Annotated in this window: 15 protein-coding genes and 1 pseudogene; 7 read left to right on the forward strand and 9 right to left on the reverse strand. The window is 73.6% G+C overall.

The genetic code is table 11. The features are described from left to right. Positions 1-359: 359 nt before the first annotated feature. The 3 genes and pseudogenes from ACFV46_RS05655 to ACFV46_RS05665 form a co-directional block, all read right to left on the reverse strand. Positions 360-724: pseudogene (locus tag ACFV46_RS05655) on the reverse strand (acyl-CoA dehydrogenase family protein); the annotation flags it as partial. Positions 725-789: 65 nt separating this feature from the next. Then, positions 790-1302, reverse strand: a complete 513-nt coding sequence (locus ACFV46_RS05660; protein WP_361922971.1) for an EF-hand domain-containing protein — start codon at positions 1300-1302, stop codon at positions 790-792. 157 nt (positions 1303-1459) lie between these two features. Further along, a complete protein-coding gene (locus ACFV46_RS05665) occupies positions 1460-1840 on the reverse strand; it encodes an STAS domain-containing protein (protein ID WP_151784572.1) in 381 nt (126 codons plus the stop codon). Between the two features lie 356 nt (positions 1841-2196). Here ACFV46_RS05665 and ACFV46_RS05670 point away from each other — a divergent pair, with 356 nt between their 5' ends. Together ACFV46_RS05670 and ACFV46_RS05675 are read left to right on the forward strand one after the other, a co-directional pair. Next, positions 2197-2781 (forward strand): sigma-70 family RNA polymerase sigma factor, encoded by a 585-nt coding sequence (locus ACFV46_RS05670; RefSeq protein ID WP_385497101.1) that lies wholly within the window; start codon positions 2197-2199, stop codon positions 2779-2781. Continuing rightward, positions 2778-4115, forward strand: coding sequence for a maleylpyruvate isomerase N-terminal domain-containing protein (locus tag ACFV46_RS05675; RefSeq protein ID WP_385497103.1), 1338 nt, complete (start codon positions 2778-2780; stop codon positions 4113-4115). The genes ACFV46_RS05670 and ACFV46_RS05675 overlap by 4 nt, the downstream gene beginning before the upstream one ends. Positions 4116-4121: 6 nt before the next feature. Here the strand turns inward: ACFV46_RS05675 and purU are convergent, their stop codons facing one another. Together purU and ACFV46_RS05685 are read right to left on the reverse strand one after the other, a co-directional pair. Then, the gene (purU, locus tag ACFV46_RS05680; protein ID WP_361922967.1) at positions 4122-5003 is read right to left on the reverse strand and encodes a formyltetrahydrofolate deformylase; all 882 of its coding nucleotides are present in this window, start codon (positions 5001-5003) and stop codon (positions 4122-4124) included. A gap of 47 nt (positions 5004-5050) precedes the next feature. Further along, entirely contained in the window at positions 5051-5551 is a 501-nt protein-coding gene (locus ACFV46_RS05685; protein WP_062668977.1) for a hypothetical protein, read from the reverse strand. A gap of 116 nt (positions 5552-5667) precedes the next feature. On the opposite strand from ACFV46_RS05685, the gene ACFV46_RS05690 reads away from it, so the two are divergent. Beyond that, positions 5668-6954 (forward strand): ABC transporter substrate-binding protein, encoded by a 1287-nt coding sequence (locus tag ACFV46_RS05690; RefSeq protein ID WP_376727140.1) that lies wholly within the window; start codon positions 5668-5670, stop codon positions 6952-6954. Between the two features lie 31 nt (positions 6955-6985). Here ACFV46_RS05690 and ACFV46_RS05695 read toward each other — a convergent pair whose 3' ends face one another. Continuing rightward, on the reverse strand, positions 6986-8506 hold the full coding sequence (locus ACFV46_RS05695) for a hypothetical protein (protein WP_385497104.1): 1521 nt from the start codon (positions 8504-8506) through the stop codon (positions 6986-6988). 212 nt (positions 8507-8718) lie between these two features. Next, the gene (locus ACFV46_RS05700; RefSeq protein WP_361922958.1) at positions 8719-10104 is read right to left on the reverse strand and encodes a transcriptional regulator; all 1386 of its coding nucleotides are present in this window, start codon (positions 10102-10104) and stop codon (positions 8719-8721) included. 318 nt (positions 10105-10422) lie between these two features. Between ACFV46_RS05700 and ACFV46_RS05705 the strand changes: the two genes are divergently transcribed. Genes ACFV46_RS05705 through ACFV46_RS05715 form a run of 3 tightly spaced genes read left to right on the forward strand, consistent with a single transcriptional unit; the run spans position 10423 to position 13484 of the window. Further along, positions 10423-11085, forward strand: a complete 663-nt coding sequence (locus ACFV46_RS05705; protein WP_151784578.1) for a bifunctional DNA primase/polymerase — start codon at positions 10423-10425, stop codon at positions 11083-11085. A 36-nt stretch (positions 11086-11121) separates the two neighbouring features. Beyond that, positions 11122-11895, forward strand: a complete 774-nt coding sequence (locus ACFV46_RS05710; RefSeq protein ID WP_385497105.1) for an ABC transporter ATP-binding protein — start codon at positions 11122-11124, stop codon at positions 11893-11895. Next, positions 11892-13484 carry a transporter gene (locus tag ACFV46_RS05715; RefSeq protein ID WP_385497106.1) on the forward strand — a complete coding sequence of 531 codons (1593 nt, stop codon included), beginning with the start codon at positions 11892-11894 and terminating at the stop codon, positions 13482-13484. The genes ACFV46_RS05710 and ACFV46_RS05715 overlap by 4 nt, the downstream gene beginning before the upstream one ends. Positions 13485-13506: 22 nt before the next feature. Here ACFV46_RS05715 and ACFV46_RS05720 read toward each other — a convergent pair whose 3' ends face one another. Further along, positions 13507-14373, reverse strand: coding sequence for an alpha/beta hydrolase (locus tag ACFV46_RS05720; RefSeq protein WP_361922949.1), 867 nt, complete (start codon positions 14371-14373; stop codon positions 13507-13509). A gap of 619 nt (positions 14374-14992) precedes the next feature. Continuing rightward, the gene (locus tag ACFV46_RS05725) at positions 14993-15685 is read right to left on the reverse strand and encodes a metal-dependent transcriptional regulator (RefSeq protein ID WP_062668983.1); all 693 of its coding nucleotides are present in this window, start codon (positions 15683-15685) and stop codon (positions 14993-14995) included. Positions 15686-15936: 251 nt separating this feature from the next. Between ACFV46_RS05725 and ACFV46_RS05730 the strand changes: the two genes are divergently transcribed. Further along, positions 15937-16692, forward strand: coding sequence for an SIS domain-containing protein (locus ACFV46_RS05730; protein ID WP_385497107.1), 756 nt, complete (start codon positions 15937-15939; stop codon positions 16690-16692). Positions 16693-16702: the final 10 nt, after the last annotated feature.

Here is a 16702-nt window from a genome sequence, read left to right on the forward strand (position 1 = left end):
TCACCCCAACAAGCGCTTCGGGCATATTCCAGCGCGAAGGATTACCTCTGCTGCATACTGTGCGACGCTTGCCGTGGAGAGTCGAACAGGCGGGGGCGAACAGCCCATACGCCGGGCGAGCAGCGGCGAGCACCGCCGGATACGAAGCCGCCTCGAAGGCGGCTCCGGCATGGCTCGTACTCGGAACCACTCGCATCCCACACAAGGTACCGGAGCGAACGCCCGACTCCGCCCCGTGACGAGTCACACTCCGGACACAAGGCGATATCAACGCTCCGTGATTCCGGTGTGCCACAATCCGCGACATCATTGCGGCCCTTTTCCGCGACCGCGCAGTCCACGGCCATTCGGACTTCTTCTGCGGGCAATACGGCCGCCACCAGCTCCTCACATTCCGTAGCGAGCCCGGCACGGTAGGTGCGGGGACCCGGGCCCGCTTCAGATCCGGATGGACCTCGAACTCCCAGGTGGATCCCATGCCGCCGCGCACCCGGAGACGGTCACGGGCGCCTCGCGCGGCGGCTCGTCGGCGAGCAGCCGCGCGGTGTGGACGCCGGCCGGGCCGGCGGTGACGGCCGCCGCGTGGACGGCGGCCCCGCGCGGTCCGGGTCCGCACGGGCGGGTCCGTGCACAGGTGCCGCACCGCCTGGAAGTCCCCGATCGGCCGTCCGAACTGCTCACGGGTCCGGGCGTGTTGCACGGCCGGCTCGCACGTGCGCCCGGCACCGCGTCCGGCGCGGGACGCGACCCGCCGGCCGCGTCGGAGGCATCGGCCTCAGGGCCGGACGCTCACTCCGGGACGGTGAAGTAGCGGGCGAAGGCGGTCACGACGTCGTCCTCCGTCACCGCGCCGTCGCCGTCGGCGTCGAGGCCGGCGGCGGCCGTGCGGGCCGTGTCCTGCGGGACGCCGAGCCGGACGAGCACCCGCGCGGTGTCGTCGACGGTGACCTTCCCGTCGTCGTCGGTGTCGGACACGGCGAGGGCCGCGTGCAGGAAGGGGCGCGCGATCTCCGCGAACCGGTCGGGGTTGTCGCGCAGCCGCTTGACCGCGCCGGTGACGAACTCCTCGCGGGTGATGCGCTGGTCGCCGTCGCGGTCGGCGATCCCGGCCATGCCCTGCCAGAACGCCTCGGCGCCGATGTACAGGGCCTGGCCCTTGTCGCACCGGGCGGGTGTGCCGAACTCGGCGAGCAGCGCCTTGGCCGCCGCGCTGAAGTCCTCCCGGTCGATGTACCCGTTGCCGTCCTGGTCGAAGGTGGCGAACCGGGCCGCGATCCTGCGCTCGTACTCGCTGCTGACCATGTTGTGTCGCGCCGCCTAACGTCACGTGGGGTGCTTCTCGCACGGAGCGTACGACGCCGCGGGCCGCCGGGGCGCCGCGCGGCGGCGGTTGTGGCAGAACCGGGCACGTACCGGTACGGGGATGTGGCCGTCCCCCGGGTGCGGGGGGGGGAAGCGCTCAGGCCGACAGGGGGCGGGCGTCGTCCGCGACCGCCGCCGCCACGTCGGGGTAGACCTCGAACAGCCGGCGCACGCCGAGCGCACCGAGCACCCGGTTGACGTGTGAGCCGTCCACCGCGCCCTGGGCGGGCAGTATCAGCCGCAGACTGCCCCGGCAGGAGCGGATGAGCCGGCGGGCCGCGATCAGCACGCCGACGCCGGAGGAGTCGCAGAACAGGACCTCGGACAGGTCCAGGACGAGGCTGTGGCGTCCCTCGGCCACCGCGTCGTGGACGTGCTGACGCAGTACCGGCGAGGTCACCAGGTCCAGTTCGCCCGACACCTGGAGGACGGCCCAGTCGCCCCGCTCGTCACCGGTCACTTTCAAGGTCACCACCACGCCCCTCGGCCGTCGAAACGGAAGCCATTCCTACGCTTCCTTGCAGCGCGGCTGCCCAGCGGCTGTTCCCTGAAACTCCCTGCAGAAAACGGTCACCGATCAGAAAAGGCTTGTTTCCATCGCATTCGATCCTGTTCGATCGTGTCCGATCACACGAGACGGGTAGCCGACCCGAGAGCGAGCCCTCTACCACGAGAGCGAGGTGTGTCACCAGCCATGACGCTGCAAGGGGCGCACATTGCCACAAAGGGGCGTGTGCCGCCGGACGTGCCGACTACATTCGTGAAGACGGCGGACGCACGCTGGACAGGGACGGACCGGTGAGAGCCTGTGCACAGGCTCCGGAGGGGGGCCGTATGGCGAAGAAGGACGCACCGCCCCGCTGGGACCGCAAGATGCAGCAGCGGCTGGCGCGCGGCGAGGCGGCCGCCCTCGGCGAGCTCTACGACCGGTTCGCCTCGCTCGTGCACGGACTCGCGCACACCGTGCTGGGCGACGAACGCGCCGCCGACCGCGTCACCCGCGAGGTCTTCACCCACGTCTGGGAGCACCCGGGCACCTATGACCCGCGGCAGGGTCCGCTGCGCTCCTGGGTCGCCGCCCTGACCCACCGCCTGGCCGTGCAGCGCCTGCGCGCCACCGAGACCGCCGCGCTGGTGCGGGCCGGACAGGGCTCCACCGAGGAACTGGAGCGCAAGGTGCGCCACGCCTCGGTCGCCGCCCGCGCCGACTACATCGTCCAGTCCATGCCCGCCCCGCTGCGGGCCGCGCTGGAGCTGGCCTACTTCCAGCGCCGCGACTACCGCCAGACCGCGGCCGATCTCGGCGTCACCGAGGAGGAGGCCCGCCGCCGGCTGCGCCTCGGCCTGCAACTGCTGTCCACGGCCCACGACGCCGGGACCGGACCCGGGGCGCCACCGGAGTACGGGGGCGCCGCATGACCGGGGCCGAACCGTACGAACCCGACGACCCGCACGAGGAGGAGAACGGCCCCGCGGACAGCGCCCGCGGAGCCGACGGCATGAACAGCGGCGACGGCGACGACCAGCACCCCACCCCCCAGCCCGGCCGCGGCGGGCCGCCCCGCATACCGCTCCCCCGGCTCTCCGTCGAGGACACCGGGCGCCCGCTGCCCGACCTGCCGGACGCGCCGGTGCCCGTCCTGGAGCACCGGGTCCTGAAGTCGCTGCTCGGCGCCTGGGCGCTGGCCGCCTGCTCACCGGAGGAGACGGCCGCCGTGGAGGAGCACCTCGGCGACTGCGGCCGCTGCGCGGACGAGGCGCTGCGGCTGCGCGAGGCCGTCGGCCTGCTGCATCCGGCGGAGAGCCTCGACCTGGACCCGTCGCTGCGCGCCCGTGTCCTGCAGGGCTGCCTGGAGCGGCGTCCGCCGCGCGTCCCGGTGCCCGAGTGGGCCGCGCCCTACGACGCCGAGACCGCCCGGCTGGACGCCCTGCTCCAGGACTTCGGGGACGCCGAGTGGCACGCGCCCGTGCGGCTGCGGTGGTTCCGCAAGGACGAGCCCACCAGCCGCCGTACGACCGTCGCCGGGGTGATCGCCCATCTGCTGACCGTCGACGGGATGGTGGCGGCGGCGCTCGGGCTGCCCGATCCGCTGGGCGACGTGCCCGCCGACCGGCCGACCCCGTCCGCGCGGACCGAGGCGTACTGGCGGGCCTCGCACTTCCCGCCGACCCGTGCCGTGCGGGCGCCCTGGCGGGAGCAGGCCCACGACCTGGTCCGCACGGTCTCCTTCACGGGCGGCGGCACCGGTGCGCTGTCCGTGCCGTACGGCGACTTCGCGCTGCCGCTGCGGGACGCCATGCTGGACCGTGCGTTCGAATGCTGGGTGCACGCCGAGGACATCGCCGAGGCGGTGGACTACCCCTACGAGCCGCCGTCCGGCAGCGATCTGCACCACATGGTGGACCTGGCGGCGCGTCTGCTGCCGAGCGTGCTGTCGGCCCGGCGGCAGGCCGGGCTGGCCGCACCGGCGCCCGCGGGCCGCCGCCGGCTCGTGCCCGCGGGGGAGCCCGGCCGGAGCCTGCGCCTGGAGATCGAGGGGTCGGGCGGCGGCGAGTGGCTGATCCCGCTCGACTCCCCGGCCGCCGTGGGCTCCGCCGAGCACGAGGTGGCCCATGTCGCCCTGGACGGCGCCGAGTTCTGCCGGCTGGCCGCCGGCCATGTGCCGCCCGCGGAGGCGGCGGCCGGACAGCTCGGCGATCGCGAGGCGATCAGGGACGTGCTGTTCGCGGCGGCGAGCCTCAGCCGGATGTAGGCGCCGTCAGGCGAAGACGACCGTGCGGCGGCCGTTCAGCAGGATCCGCCGCTCGGCGTGCCACTTCACGGCCCGCGCCAGCGCCTGGCACTCCACGTCGCGGCCGATCGCGACGAGCTGGTCCGGCGTGACGTCGTGCCCGACCCGCTCGACCTCCTGCTCGATGATCGGGCCCTCGTCGAGGTCGGCGGTGACGTAGTGCGCGGTCGCCCCGATGAGCTTCACCCCGCGCGCGTGCGCCTGGTGGTAGGGCTTGGCGCCCTTGAAGCTCGGCAGGAACGAGTGGTGGATGTTGATGATCCGCCCGCTCAGCTGCTTGCACAGGTCGTCCGAGAGTACCTGCATGTAGCGGGCCAGCACGACCAGCTCCACGCCCTCCTCGCGCACGATCTCCAGCAGCCGCGCCTCGGCCTCGGCCTTGGTGTCCTTGGTCACCGGGATGTGGTGGAAGGGGATGTTGTACGACCCCACCAGCTCGGCGAAGTCGGTGTGGTTGGACACCACGGCGGTGATCTCCACCGGCAGCGCGCCGATCGAGGCCCGGAACAGCAGGTCGTTCAGGCAGTGCCCGAACCGGCTCACCATGAGCAGGACCCGCATCTTGTCCTCGGCGCGGTGGATCTGCCAGTCCATGTGGAAGGAGTCGCCGATCGCCGCGAAGCTCGCGCGCAGCTTCTCCACCGTGACGGGGGCGTCCGCCGAGAAGTGGACGCGCATGAAGAACAGTCCCGTGTCGTGGTCACCGAACTGCTGGCTGTCCTCGATGTTGCAGCCGGTCATGAAGAGGTAGCTCGACACGGCGTGCACGATGCCCTGCTTGTCGGGGCAGGACAGCGTGAGGACGTACTGGTCGGCGGGGACCGCGGCTCCGGTGGACTGCTCGTTCATGCAGGACAGGGTCCCATACGACGGGTGCCGCGCGGGCGGTCGTCCCGCTACGCGGACCGCGTCATGATGCGCAGCACCTCGAGGGTGCGCGGCGGCGCGTCCGGGTCCTCCCCGTCGGCCGTCGCCATCCGCACGTGCGCGTCCCGTGCGGCCCGCACCGCCTCGGGCCAGCCCTGGTGGTCGACGTAGGCGGAGACCGGGGCGTCCGGGCCGACCTGGTGCATGATCCGCAGCACGCGCAGCACGGCGGTGTCGACGAGGGCCGCCTCCTGGGAGTCCCGGAAGATCGTGCCGACGTACTTCTCGGCGGACCAGTTGTCCAGCCAGGTGTCCTCGACGAGGCGGTAGACGGCGTCGGTCACGTCGCCGTAGCCGTCCACGCCTGCCAGCCAGACGTCCCGCTGGAACACGGGATCGGAGAGCATGTGCAGCGCGGAGCGCACATTGCTGCGCCAGCGCCACCACGGCATGTCGTTGAGTGGCATGCCGCCCATGGTGGAGGAGCGACGGCCGCGACGGGAAGAGCTATCCGAACCTTGCACAGTCATCGATCGTACGTTCCCCCTCATAGGGGCCTCACCGGCCCCCGCAATTCACCTCGACGTCACCAGAGGGTAACCGAGGGTCACGCTCGGGTTAGCGGTGTGACGGAAGTGTGCGGGCCATGAGCGGAGCGCGACGCATCTGTGGCCCCTTCCTTCCCACCGGTCCCGCCCGGGCCGCGACGGCCCTGGTGGCGTGCGCCGCGCTCGCCGCCGGGTGCGGGGTCGTCCCCGGCACCGCGGAGGGCTCCGGGGACGATCCGATCACCGTGATGACCTGGGCGCCGGAGGGCACCAAGGCGACCAACAAGCCCGGCATGCCCGCGCTCGCACAGGCGTACGCCCGCTGGGTCGATGCCGAGGGCGGGCTGGGCGGCCGTCCGCTGCGGGTGCTGACCTGCAACGACCACAACGACAGCCTGTCCGCGGCCCAGTGCGCCGAGCGCGCCGTCGAGGAGGACGCTGTGGCGGTCGTCGGCTCCTACAGCCAGTTCGGCGACACCTTCCTGCCCACCCTGGAGGCCGCCGGCATCCCCTACATCGGCGGGTACGGCGTCACGGAAGCCGAGTTCACCAGCCCGCTCTCCTACCCGGTCAACGGCGGCCAGCCCACCCTCCTCGCGGGCCTCGGCCGCGAACTGGCCCGCGACTGCGGCCCGGTGTCCCTGGTGCGCCCCGACAACATCGCGGGCGACGAACTGCCCCCGCTGCTCGACGCCGGCCTGCGCGCGGGGGGCCACGCTCCCTCCGACGACCAGCCGGCCCGCGAGGACGCCACCGAGTACGGGGGCCCGTCGTCGCGCGCGCTGGAGCACGCCGGCACCGGCGTGGCGGACCCCGGCTGTGTGGTGCCCGCCCTCGGCGATCGCACCGCCACCTTCATGGACTCCTTCCGGCGCGCCCGCCAGGAGTACCCCTCGGTGCGCACGGCGACCGTGCTGGGCGGCGTCGACCAGACCGTGATCGACGCGACCGGCGGCGCACGGGTGTACGACGGCGCCTACGTCACCGGCTGGTACCCGGTCGCGGGCGATCCGCGCTGGAAGCCGTTGCGGAAGGTGATCGACGACTACGCCTTCGGCGACAACCGCATCGACCCCGCGGACGCCGGGGTGCAGACCACATGGATCGCCTACACGGTGTTCCGCGCGGCCGCCAAGTCCCTCGGAGACGGCGAGATCGACGCCGCCGGCGTGCGCAAGGCCCTCGACGGCGGCCTGAAGGTCTCCACGGGCGGTCTCACCCCGCCCCTGCGGTGGCCGTTCCAGAGCGAGCTGGCCGCCGTCGGCCGCCCCCGGCTGGTCAACGGCGAGGTGACGTTCCAGGTCGTGCGGGACGGTCGGCTGGTGGCCGCCCGCAAGGGTGCCGTCGAGGTGACGGACATCCTGCGCGAGGCCCGCCCGGACTGAGAGTTCGGAGTTCTTGAGCGGGCCGACACGCTCACAGCTGGGTCGGCTGGCGCTCCGTCAGGCCGTACTCGCGGGCGATCGCGTTCCACAGCTGGGAGGCGGTCGCCTTCTGCTGGCTCGCCGTACCGCTGTCGCGGTTGCCGGCCCTGGTCTCGTCGGTCGCCCGGGCCTGGCCCTTCTTGCACAGCTTCTTGTTGCCGGCGACCTGGTCCGCCCAGGCCGCGTAGTGGTTGTCGGCGGACGCCGACGCCTGCCACGCACGGTTCAGGGCGGTCGTCAGCCGGGCGTGGTCGGGGAGCCGGTCGACCTTCAGCTTGGCGAGGTCGGCGACCAGCCGGTTGCGCTGCCCGGCCGCGTCCCGCAGGTTCTGCGCGGCCTGCTGCAGGTTCCCGCAGGACTTCACGTCGGCCACTGCCTTGATCACCGCGCTGCGGCTGTCGCCGCTGTCGGCCAGCAGCTTGTCCAGGGCGACCGCCTGCTGCTCCGCCGGGTCGGCGGACGGGGACGCGGACTCTTCGGCCGCGGGAGCCGTCGCCGAGACGGGCTGGTTGGCGTCGGCCTTGTCGTCGTCGCCGCCCCCGCCGGCGAGCAGCGCGCCCGCGCCGATGCCGAGGGCGACGATGCCGACGCCCACGGCGGCGATCAGCGGCACCCGCGAGCGGCGGCGGCCGCCGCCGTGCCCGCCGTCGTCGTGCGGCCCGGGCCGGCCGGGCGGCGGGTACCCGCCCTGGTGCGGGCCCTGCGGCTGCTGCTGGTACGGGGGCAGGTGCTGGGTCGCCGGGGCGGGGCCGGAGCCCTCGCTGCGGAAGAGGTTGTCGAAGTCCGAGTGCGGCTGACGCTCGCCGGAGCCGCCCGGCACGGGCGGCAGGAACTGGGTGGGGTCGGCGTCGGAGGCCGCCGGCATCGGACCGGCCCCGTGCCGGGCCCGGCCCAGCACATGGGTGCTCTCCCCGTGCGTCTCGGGCGGCAGGGCGCCCGGGCCGACCGGCGGGATCACCTGGGTCGCGCCCTCGTCGGCCGCCGGGACGGGCGGTATGAAACGGGTGGCCTGCTCGTCCGGGTGCGCGGCGACCGGGGGTATGTACTGGGTCGCGCCCTCGTCGGCCGGGGGCATCGGGGCGCCGTAGCCGCCGGCGGCGGGCGGCATGGGCGCGCTCCCGCCGTGACCGCCGTAGGCCCCCTGGCCCTGGGCCGCGTCCTGCCCGTACTGCTGCTGACCGTACGACTGCTGCTGCGGCGCCTGGTACTGCTGCTGCGGCGCCTGGTACTGCTGCTGGTCCTGGCCGCCCCAGCCCTGGTCCTGCGGCGCGCCCCAGGGCTGGCCCTGCGCGGCGGGCGGGGCCTGGGTGTGCTGCTCGGGTCCCCAGGGGGTGTCCCAGGACCGGCCGCCGGGCGGCGCCGAGGGCGGAGGGGCGGCCGGGGGCGTCCCCGGGCGGCCGGCGGGGCCGCCCGTCATCCCCGGAAGCAGCGGCTCCCCACCGTCGGAGGGCAGCACGATGCCTTCGCGCGCGGGCCGCGCCGAGGGCTCCTCGCCCTGTCCACTCTGCGTCACCGGGACTCCTACGAATGGGGGACCTTGTGAATCGTCGGCTCACGCTACCGGCTCCGCCGACGCCGGTGCCACGCAGCCCGGTGCGTGACCGGCGCCCCTGTGACCGCCGTTACAGTCCCGGCCCCTCATCCGCCCGGCAAGTCCCCTTTCGCCACCCGCGCTTCGCGTCCCCCCTCTCTTCACCGCGTCTTCACGCCCAGCCGCCCGAGGCGTCAGGCGGCCACCTGGAGATCGATCCGCTCCCCGAAGTCCCTGACCACGGGCTCGTCCCGGTACGGCTCCAGGCGCTGCTGGAAGTCCTCCAGATACTCGGCGCCCCGGTTGGAGCGCAGGGTCTCCAGCAGCTCCACCGCCTTCAGCCCGGTGTGGCAGGCCTGTTCGATCTCCCGCTGCTGCACCTGGGCTGTGGCGAGAAGCACATATCCGATGGCCCGGCGGCGCGCCTTCGTCTCCGGAAGCCCGGCCAGCGACTCCTGCGCGCACCGCGCCGCCGCCTCCGCCTGCCCGAGGTCGCGGTGACAGTGCGCCAACTCGTCGGCGAGGTACGCCTCGTCGAAGTGCCCGATCCACGCCGGGTCGTCACCGGAGGCCGGATCGGCCGCCTCCAGCGCGGCCACGGCCCGCCCGGACGACAGCTGGGCGGCGCGCGCGTCGCCCAGCAGCGCGTGCCCGCGCGCCTCGGCCGCGTGGAACATCGCCTCGGCCCGGGGAGTCACCCGCCCGCGTGCGCCCTCCTGCGCCGCCCGCGCCAACTGGGCGATCTCCCTGGGGTTCCCGAGCTGGGCGGCGAGGTGGCTCATCGAGGCGGCCAGCACATAGCCGCCGTACCCGCGGTCCCCGGCCGCCTGCGCGAGGCGCAGCGCCTGGATGTAGTAGCGCTGGGCGAGGCCCGGCTGCCCGGTGTCCACGGCCATGTAGCCGGCGAGCTCCGTCAACCGCGCGACGGCGGCGAACAGTTCACGGCCGACCGCCTCCCGGTACGACCCCGCCAGCAGCCCGGAGACGACGCTGTTGAGGTAGTGCACCACCACTGGGCGCACATGCCCGCTGCCGTACTGGTGGTCCAGGTCCACGAGGGCCTGGGTCATGGCGCGCACCGCCGCCACGTCGGACGGGCCCACCCGCGGCCCGGCCGAACGCGCCACCTGCGCGTCGGGTGCCGAGATCAGCCAGTCCCGGCTGGGCTCGACGAGCGCGGACGCGGCGACGGACGAGCCGGACAGGAAGTCCCGCCGGCCGACGTCGCTGCGCCACAGCTCACACACCTGCTCGATCGCCCCGAGCACGGTCGGGGAGAACTGGAGCCCCACACCGGAGGCGAGGTTCTTGCCGTTGGCCATGCCGATCTCGTCGATGGTGACGGTCCGGCCCAGCTTGCGGCCGAGCGCCTCGGCGATGACGGCGGGCGCCCGGCCCCGCGGCTGCTGTCCGCGCAGCCAGCGGGCCACGGACGTCTTGTCGTAGCGCAGGTCGAGACCGTGTTCGGCGCCACACATGTTGACCCGGCGGGCCAGCCCTGCGTTCGAGCAGCCCGCTTCCTGGATGAGCGCCTGGAGCCGTTCGTTCGGCTGCCGCGCGACGAGAGGCCTTGCGGCCATGGCGTACCCCCTGTGACTGCGGTGCCTGCCCGCGCACCGAGTTGACGTCCCTGTCACCGCCGGGTCCCGGCCCGGGGCACTGGCTGCGCCCCGGCGGTTCCCGGCCGTGAAGATCAATGCCCCGTCCGTATACGGAAAATGCGAGGCTTGTGAGGATTGCCGGGGTCACGACCGGAGCCGGCCCCCCAGGGGGCTACCCCGCGCCGGCCGGGGTTCCTCCCGCGCGCCCCCACCCGTGCACCCATGCGCCCCGGCGACGGGTGCGGTGCTCCTCCCCCGCGCGCGCGGCGGCCGTAACCCCGGGTGGACGCGGGAGTTGTGCTGAGCGTGGAAGAGACGATCCCGGCCACCGAAGCCGCACAGATTCCGAAGCAGCGCGGGGATTCGCTGCTGGAGACCGCCGTCCGCTACGCCGAGGAGCGTCACTGGGACGTGTTTCCGGGGACCTGGCTGGAGGCCGTCGACGGAGTGCCGTACTGCTCCTGCGGCGACGCGGCGTGCCCCGCGCCCGGCGCGCACCCCGCGCGCCCCGACTGGGCGACGCAGGCGACGGGGAGCGCAACGGTCGCGCGCCGCCTGTGGCAGAAGCAGCCGGCCGCGTCGATCCTGCTGCCCACGGGGCGGACCTTCGACGCGCTGTCCGTCCCCGAGACGGCCGGGTTCCTGGCGCTGGCCCGTATGGAGCGGATGGAGCTGACGCTCGGCCCGGTGACGCTGGCGCCGGACCGCCGGATGCACTTCTTCGTGCTGCCAGGCGCCGCCGTGAAACTGCCCGAGCTGGTCCGCCGGCTCGGCTGGTCGATGGGCTCGCTGGACCTGGTCGCCCTCGGCGAGGGGGCCTGGGTCGCCGCCCCGCCCACCCGGTTCGGGTCCCGGGGTGCCGTGCAGTGGGCGTGCCGGCCGACCCCCGCGAACCGCTGGCTGCCGGACGCCGAGGAGCTGATCTCGCCGCTCGCGTACGCGTGCGGCCGCGACCGGTAGCCCCACCGCTCCCACCCGGCCCGTAGGGTTTTCCGCATGACGTCAGCAGCCGTACGCGTTCACGGGCTCTGGAAGCGGTTCGGGCAGCAGGTCGCCGTCGCCGGGATCGATCTGGAGCTGCCCGCCGGGAAGTTCATCGGGCTCGTCGGCCCCAACGGAGCGGGCAAGACCACCACCCTGTCCATGGTGACCGGGCTGCTCAGACCCGACCAGGGGTCCGTGGAGGTGGTCGGGCACGACGTGTGGCGCGACCCGGCGGAGGTCAAGGCGCGTATCGGTGTGCTGCCCGAGGGGCTGCGGCTCTTCGAGCGGCTGTCCGGGCGGGAGCTGCTCGGCTACACGGGACGGCTGCGCGGGCTCCCCGGGACCGAGGTCGACAAGCGGGCCACGCAGCTGCTCGACGTCCTCGACCTCGCCGGGGCCCAGCACAAGCTGGTCGTCGACTACTCGACGGGCATGCGCAAGAAGATCGGGCTCGCCGCCGCCCTGCAGCACAATCCCGAAGTGCTGTTCCTGGACGAGCCGTTCGAAGGGGTGGACCCGGTGTCCGCCCAGACCATCCGGGGCGTGCTGGAACGGTTCACCGCCTCCGGCGCCACGGTCGTCTTCTCCTCCCATGTGATGGAGCTCGTCGAGTCGCTGTGCGACTGGGTCGCCGTCATGGCCGCCGGACGCATCCGCGCCCACGGGCCGCTCGCCGAGGTGCGCGGGGAGGCGCCCTCGCTGCAGCAGGCGTTCCTCGAACTGGTCGGCGCGCACGGCCGGGACGCCGGGTCCGACCTCGACTGGCTGGGCGGCGGGGCCCGATGAGCACCGACGTGACCGGGGTCTTCGTCCGGCTGAAGCTGTCGTTGCTGCGCAACGGGCTGCGCCAGTCCGGGGGCCGGCGGGCCGCCTGGATCGCCTCGGCGGTCGTGGCGCTGCTGTTCGCCGTCCTGCAACTGCTCGGCCTGATCCTGCTGCGGGGCACCGCGCACGCCGACGCCCTGGTCGTGCTGCTGGTCGCGGTGCTCGCGCTGGGCTGGGCCGTGATGCCGCTGTTCTTCCCCGGCGGTGACGAGACCCTCGACCCGACGCGGCTCGTGATGCTGCCGCTGCGGCCCCGGCCGCTGGTGCGGGCGCTGCTCGTGGCCTCCCTGGTCGGCATCGGGCCGCTGTTCACGCTGTGCCTGCTCACCGGGTCGGTGATCGCGGTGGCGCACGGGGCGGCGGCGTTCGCCGTCGGTTTCGTCGGTATCGCGCTGGCCCTGCTGGTGTGCGTGGCGCTGGCGCGCGCGGTCGCCGCCGCCAACATCCGGCTGCTGACCAGCCGCAAGGGCCGCGATCTGGCCGTTCTGAGCGGACTGGTCGTCGCGATCGGCGCGCAGGTCGTCAACTTCGCGGCGCAGCGCATCGGTTCGGCGGGGCTCGGGCGGCTCGACCCGCTGGCGGACGTGCTGCGCTGGGTGCCGCCGGGGTCCGCGATCGGGGCCGTACGGTCCGTGAGCGAGGGCTCCTACGGCGCCGCCGCGCTGCAACTGGGCCTGTGCGCGCTGGCGTTGGCGGGCCTGATCGCGCTCTGGGCGCGGCATCTGACCCGGCTGATGACCGCCCCGGACGGTTCGACGCTCCAGGCGGCCGGCGAGAGCGCCGTACGGGAGAAGGGCGCGGGCGGCCCGGCCCGGCTGCTGCCGGCGGGGCGCACCGGCACCGTCATGGAGCGCAGTCTGCGCTATGTCTGGCGGGACCCGAAGACCAAGGCGGCCTGGGTGACCTCGCTGGCCATCGGCCTGATCGTGCCGGTGTTCAACGCCGTGCAGGGCACCGGGTCGATCTACTTCGCCTGCTTCGCGGCCGGGATGCTCGGCATCCAGATGTACAACCAGTTCGGCCAGGACACGTCCGCGTTCTGGATGGTCGCGATGACGATCTCCTCGCCGCGGGACGCGTATGTGGAGCTGCGCGGCCGAGCGCTGGCCCTGCTGCTGATCACCCTGCCGTACGCCACGCTGGTCACGGTGGTGACGACGGCTCTCATCGGGGACTGGCGCCGGCTGCCGGAGGTGCTCGGGCTGTCCCTGGCGCTGCTCGGCGCGATGCTCGCGACCGGCGCCTGGACGTCGGCCCGCTTCCCGTACTCCATCCCGCAGGAGGGCCACAAGAACGTCGCCCCCGGGCAGGCGGGACTCGCGTGGATCTCGATCTTCGGTGGCATGGTCGCGGCGGCCCTGCTGTGCGCCCCGGTGATCGCGGCGGTGATCTGGCTGCGGGTCAGCGAGGGCGGCGAGGCGTGGACCTGGCTGCTGCTGCCCGCCGGGGCGGCCTACGGGGCGGCGATCACGCTGCTGGGCCTGCGGCTCGCGGCGCCCCGGACGGCGGCCCGCCTCCCGGAGATCCTCACCGCGGTCAGCAAGGGCTGAGCCGCCACCGCCTGGCGTCGCTTCAGGACCACACCGCGTCCAGGAACGGCTCGACGGCCGTGCGCCACCCCTCCGGCTGGTCGTAGTGGACCAGGTGGCCGGCGTCCGCGACCTCCGCGTACTGCCCGCGCGGCAGGACGCGGACCATCTCCTGGGCCTCCGCCCGCCCCAGCTCGCCGTCGAGTCCGCGCACGACGAGCGCCGGGCACCTGACCTGCGCCAGCTCCTCCCAGTGCGCGTCGTACACCCAGGTCTCGCGGGTGCGCAGCATCTGCTCCGGGTCGAAGACCGGACGCCAGCCGTCCTCGCACTCGTGCATGACCTCGGCGTAGAACTCGCCGCGGGCGGCGTTGGGGCGCTCGACCCACGGGTCGTCCTCGCCGAACCACTTGCGGACGTCGGCGAGCGTGGCGAAGGGGACCGGCCAGGCCTTGAACCACTCCGCCCACTCGCGCTGGGAGGCCGCGCCGAGCGCGGAGGCCCGCATGTCGCAGATGACCACGCCGCTCACCAGGTCGGGGCGGCGGGCGGCGAGCTGCCAGGCGGTCAGGGCGCCCATGGCGTGCCCGATGAGGACGGCCCGGCTCAGGCCGAGCTGTTCGAGGGCCGCCTCGGCGTCGTCGACGTACGCCTCGCGGGTGTACGCGGCCCCGGCGGGCTTGTCGCTGCGGCCGTGACCCCGCTGGTCGAGGGCGATCGCGCGATGCCGCTCGGAGAGCCAGCGGGCGGTGGGGGCCCAGTGGGAGGCGCGGCCCATCAGGCCGTGCAGTAACAGCACTCCGGGGGTGTCCTGGGGACCTGGATGGACGTCGGGCTTCGGGGGGTCGCCGAACTCCCAGGCCGCGAGACGTACGCCGTCCGTCCCGGTCACGTCGATGCGCCGCGCCATTGGTCCTGGCACCCCCCTAGCTCCACTCGGACCGCTCGCGTGGGCCGGTCCTGTGCTCCGCGTCCGCCTGCTCCGTCTGTGCCTGCCGTATCCGCCGTCACCCGTTCGCGCGTCGCCGCCGCCGTCCGCGTGCCCCGCGGCGACGGCCCCCTCGCGAACGATGTGCATGCCGTGTGTGTCCGACGTGATCTTATGCGCACATCTCTGCAGCGCACGGTCCGCCCGACCTGTCACCGCAGACTATCGAACTCTTATTCGAAAATGCGGTTCTCGCGGGCAACACCCCACCTTCGGGTGACCCCTCGCCACGATTGATCGCCGTCGCCGGGGGGAGACCTTCATCGGGAGGCGGACCGCTCGGGGAAAACGGTCCGAGGGGGATGACCCTGGGAGCTCGGGGCTCCGGGTCAGCAGGGGAGGACAGGCCCCGGCGCCACACGGCGCCGGGGCCCTCTCCACGGCGACGGCACATCTCCTCCCGCCCCTTCCCCGGCCGGACACGGCGGCGCCGGGTCACGGCCAAGAGCTCTCAGGTGGATGCCTCAGCCGACAGCCTCGCACGCGCGCGGGCCCCGCGCTGCGATTCGGAGCACTGGATCTTGCCGGACGGTGTATACGGTCAGCGCTTCGCGACGAACACGTGGGAGGCGACCTCCGAGTCCAGCTCGGCCGCCTCACCGCTGCTGCCGACCAGGACACCGCCCGCCGACTCGGTCACGCTCACCACCGAGCCGGGCTGCACGCCCGCCCGGCGCAGCGTGTACATCAGCTGCGCGTCGGTCTGGATCGGCTCGCCGATCCGGCGCACCACCACCGTCTTGCCGTCGGCGCCCGGGTCCAGGTCGGCCAGCGAGACCATGCCCTCGTCGAGGAAGGGGTCGGCGCCGTCCTTCTCGCCCAGCTCCTCCAGGCCCGGGATGGGGTTGCCGTACGGCGACTCGGTGGGGTGGCGCAGCAGCTCCAGCACCCGGCGCTCCACGGCCTCGCTCATCACGTGCTCCCAGCGGCACGCCTCGGCGTGCACCTGCTCCCACTCCAGGCCGATCACGTCGACGAGCAGACACTCGGCCAGGCGGTGCTTGCGCATGACACGCGTGGCCAGCCGGCGCCCCTCGTCGGTGAGCTCGAGATGCCGGTCGGTGGCGACGGACACCAGGCCGTCCCGCTCCATCCGCGCCACGGTCTGGCTCACGGTCGGCCCGCTCTGGTCCAGCCGCTCGGCGATCCGGGCGCGCATGGGGACCACACCTTCCTCCTCCAGCTCGAGGATGGTGCGGAGATACATCTCCGTGGTGTCGATCAGTCCGGACATACGTGCCCCTCGATTAGCTCTGCGTTTGGCTCAGCCGGAAGCGAGACAGCTCCGCGGCGCGTGCGCTGGCCCTGACTCAATTCTGCCGGATGGCACTGACAACCGTGCCGCGCCGCCGAAACCCGGACACCGCCCGGCCCGCGCGGGGCAGGCCATCGCGCCGGCACCCCGTATTGACACCGCAGTGGTCCAGACCGCACGGTGATCCGCGACACACCCCGACGCACCACCGGCACCCCGGAGGGCCCCGCATGAGCGACAGCACGCCGGCCGAGCAGTTCCTCGACGCCGCGATCGGCCTGCTCCAGCGGGTCCGCGCCGAGGAGGCCGAGGCCGTCGAGGCGGCCGGCACCCTGCTCGCGGACACCGTCGCCGGCGGGGGGCGGCTGTTCGCCTTCGGCGCCGGGCACTCCTCCCTCGCCGCCCAGGACGTCGTCTACCGCGCGGGCGGTCTGGCCCTGATGAACCTGCTCGCGGTGCCGGGTGCCGTGGGCGTGGACGTCGTGCCCGCCACGCTGGGCTCCGCCCTCGAACGCGTCGACGGGCTCGCGACCGCCGTGCTGGACAGCTCGCCGCTGCGCGCGGGCGACGCGCTCGTGGTCGTCTCCCTGTCCGGCCGCAACGCGCTTCCGGTGGAGATGGCCCTGCACGCACGCTCCCTCGGGGTGCGGGTCGTCGGCGTGACCTCGGTGGCGTACGCCGAGCAGACGACGTCCCGGCACTCCTCGGGCACCTTCCTGAAGGACCACTGCGACGTCGTCCTCGACTCCAAGATCGCCATCGGCGACGCGGAGCTGACCCTCGACACCATCCCGGCGCCCTTCGCCCCGGCGTCCACGGTCGTCACCTCGGCGCTGATGCAGGCCGTCATGGCGACCGCCGCCTCCTCACTGGCCGCCCGCGGCATCGAGGTCCCGCTGCTGCGCTCGGGCAACGTGGACGGCGGCCACGAGTGGAACCGCCGGGTCTTCGAGGAGTACGGCGACCGGATCTTCTACCGGCACTGACCGGGAGCCC

Origin of the sequence: Streptomyces sp. NPDC059852, assembly GCF_042731455.1 — a bacterium.
Taxonomy (GTDB): domain Bacteria; phylum Actinomycetota; class Actinomycetes; order Streptomycetales; family Streptomycetaceae; genus Streptomyces.

Coding starts and splice junctions, on each gene's coding strand:
- ACFV46_RS05715 (WP_385497106.1), top strand. CDS start 11,892: ATGAGCACCGACGTGACCGGGGTCTTCGTCCGGCTGAAGCTGTCGTTG.
- ACFV46_RS05670 (WP_385497101.1), top strand. CDS start 2,197: ATGGCGAAGAAGGACGCACCGCCCCGCTGGGACCGCAAGATGCAGCAG.
- ACFV46_RS05675 (WP_385497103.1), top strand. CDS start 2,778: ATGACCGGGGCCGAACCGTACGAACCCGACGACCCGCACGAGGAGGAG.
- ACFV46_RS05725 (WP_062668983.1), bottom strand. CDS start 15,685: ATGTCCGGACTGATCGACACCACGGAGATGTATCTCCGCACCATCCTC.
- ACFV46_RS05685 (WP_062668977.1), bottom strand. CDS start 5,551: ATGACTGTGCAAGGTTCGGATAGCTCTTCCCGTCGCGGCCGTCGCTCC.
- ACFV46_RS05730 (WP_385497107.1), top strand. CDS start 15,937: ATGAGCGACAGCACGCCGGCCGAGCAGTTCCTCGACGCCGCGATCGGC.
- purU (WP_361922967.1), bottom strand. CDS start 5,003: ATGAACGAGCAGTCCACCGGAGCCGCGGTCCCCGCCGACCAGTACGTC.
- ACFV46_RS05660 (WP_361922971.1), bottom strand. CDS start 1,302: ATGGTCAGCAGCGAGTACGAGCGCAGGATCGCGGCCCGGTTCGCCACC.
- ACFV46_RS05720 (WP_361922949.1), bottom strand. CDS start 14,373: ATGGCGCGGCGCATCGACGTGACCGGGACGGACGGCGTACGTCTCGCG.
- ACFV46_RS05710 (WP_385497105.1), top strand. CDS start 11,122: ATGACGTCAGCAGCCGTACGCGTTCACGGGCTCTGGAAGCGGTTCGGG.
- ACFV46_RS05700 (WP_361922958.1), bottom strand. CDS start 10,104: ATGGCCGCAAGGCCTCTCGTCGCGCGGCAGCCGAACGAACGGCTCCAG.
- ACFV46_RS05690 (WP_376727140.1), top strand. CDS start 5,668: ATGAGCGGAGCGCGACGCATCTGTGGCCCCTTCCTTCCCACCGGTCCC.